The sequence below is a fragment of the Streptomyces sp. SID3343 genome (assembly GCF_009865215.1).
Taxonomy (GTDB): domain Bacteria; phylum Actinomycetota; class Actinomycetes; order Streptomycetales; family Streptomycetaceae; genus Embleya.
Window position 1 is genome coordinate 1 of the sequence record NZ_WWJX01000351.1, and the last position, 2,270, is coordinate 2,270.

The following is a 2,270-nucleotide window of genomic DNA, read 5'->3' on the forward strand; positions in this document are numbered from 1 at the left end:
AGGCGACGACCAAGGACCGGCTGGGCGCGGCGGTCGCCGCGATGGTGGAACCGGGGTCGCGCGTGCTGTTGGACGCGGGGACCACGACCGTGCACGTCGCGGAACACCTGGCCGCCCGGGGGCCGTTGACGATCGCGGTGCTCGGTCTCCAGGCGGCGGTGTGCCTGGCGGACCGGCCCGGTATCGAACTGCTGGTCGTGGGCGGCCGCTCTCGACCCGGGGAGCGGTCGTTGGTCGGCCCGTTGGCCCTGCGCACGCTGGAGTTGCTGGCCTTCGACTGTTTCGTGCTGTCGATCGGGGGCGTGCACGCCGAGTACGGGTGGTCGGAGTTCTCGTTGGAGGACGCGGCCGTCAAGCAGGCCGCCCTGGCGCAGGCCGGGCGCACCATCGCGGTCGCGGACGCGACCAAGCTCGGCGTACGAGCGTTCGGCCGGGTGGCCGAACTCGGCGCCGTACAGGCGTTCGTCACCGATACCGGGGCCGACGACGCCGCGACCAACCCCGGCGGTCCACCGACCCTGAGCGCCCTGCGCGACGCGGGGGTGCAGACCACCCTGGCCTGAGCTCCGACCACATCCGATCGTCTTGAGGAGTACCGTTGTGAATACCGCCCCCGGTTCGTCGACGCCGGCGAACATCCGATGACCGCCGGTCTCGACGTCCCCGACCGACGCGGTCGCACCGGCTTGGACCGGCAGGGCCGCGACCTGACCGGCAACCCGGCGGTGCGCGTCGTCGATGTGGAACTGCTTTCGTGCGACTGGTACGTGCTGCGAAAAACGACCTTCGACTACAAGCACGGCGACGGTCATTGGAGCCGCGAGCAGCGCGAGACCTACGACCGGGGCGACGGCGCCGCGATCCTGCTCTACGACACCGCTCGCGGCAGCGTGTTGCTCACGCGGCAGTTCCGGCTTCCCGCCTACGTCAACGGGCACCCCGACGGGATGCTGATCGAGGCCGCCGCGGGCCTGCTCGACGGCGACAGCCCCGAGGAGGCCATCCGCCGGGAGGCGATGGAGGAGACCGGGCACGATGTCGGTGCTCCCGAGCACGTCTTCGACGTCTACATGAGCCCCGGCTCGGTCACCGAGCGGCTGCACTTCTTCGCGGCCCCCTACGGCGCCGCGACCTCGACCGACGGCGGGGGCGGTATCGCCGCCGAGGGCGAGGACATCGAGGTCGTCGAACTCGCCTTCCCCGACGCCCTCGCGATGGTGCGCAGCGGAGCCATCGCCGACGCCAAGACCGTCATGCTGCTCCAATGGGCGGCCCTGGACGGCCCGTTCCGCCCCGCCGGCCGCTAGCTCCGCCGGCCCGGGCGCGGCCGCGCCCACACCTCGGCGCCCACGGACCGCCGTCGTCGCAAGGGAGTCGGGGTGTGCGACCGAGCCGAACTCCGGCGCCGGCGGCGTCTCGGCCCCGTCCCGGCGCCTGCCGACTCGTCGGCTCCTCGGCTCCTCGGCTCCGGATATTCGGTGGTTGGGTCCCGGATGCGCTCCTACAGTGGGCGCAAGTATCGGGGGCGTCGGGGGGAGCGGGTCATGCGCGTGCCCTATCCCCGCACCCCGCACCTGCCGTGGTCGCCGGGGGCGACGTCCGACGACATTCGCACCGGCGACCCGGCCGCGCTTCGCGGCCGCGAGGTCGTGGTCACCGAGAAGCTCGACGGCGAGAACACCACCCTGTATCGCAACGCTCTGCACGCACGTTCCCTGGACTCGGGGCACCACCCCTCGCGGGCCTGGGTCAAGAGTCTGCACGGGCGGATCGCCGCGGCGATCCCGCCCGGGTGGCGAGTGTGCGGGGAAAATCTGTACGCCCGGCACTCGATCGGCTACGACGACCTGGAGAGTTGGTTCTACGGGTTTTCGGTCTGGGCCGACGAGCACTGCCTGGACTGGGACGAGACCGTGCGTTTCCTGCGCCGACTCGGCGTGCCCGCGCCCCGCGTGCTGTGGCGCGGGACGTTCGACGAACGGGCCCTGCGCCGGCTGCGGACGGATTCGGCCAGGAGGGAGGGCCATGTCGTCCGCACCGTCGCGGGGTTCGAGCGGGCGGAGTTCGGGCTTCGGGTCGCCAAGTGGGTGCGGGCGGGGCATGTGCAGACCGATACGCACTGGATGCACGCCGCCGTCGTGGTGAACGGACTCGGGCCGAACGCCCCGCTGTGGGCGGTGCGTTCGGGGGCGAGCGCCGACGTGCCGGCCCTGCTCGCGGCGGTGGGCGCCGATCCGGCCGACGCCGCGGCCGTCGAGCCGGTCGTGGCC

At 72.6% G+C, this 2,270-nt stretch carries 3 protein-coding genes; all 3 read left to right on the plus strand.

What is annotated here, in order from left to right:
• A partial coding sequence (locus tag GT354_RS12005; protein ID WP_161356285.1) for a DeoR/GlpR transcriptional regulator occupies positions 1-563 on the plus strand: 563 nt, incomplete at its 5' end.
• Between the two features lie 78 nt (positions 564-641).
• Complete coding sequence (locus tag GT354_RS12010) at positions 642-1,307, plus strand: NUDIX domain-containing protein (protein WP_161356286.1); 666 nt, start codon at positions 642-644, stop codon at positions 1,305-1,307.
• 237 nt (positions 1,308-1,544) lie between these two features.
• The coding region (locus tag GT354_RS12015) for an RNA ligase family protein (protein WP_161356287.1) at positions 1,545-2,270 on the plus strand (726 nt) is incomplete at its 3' end.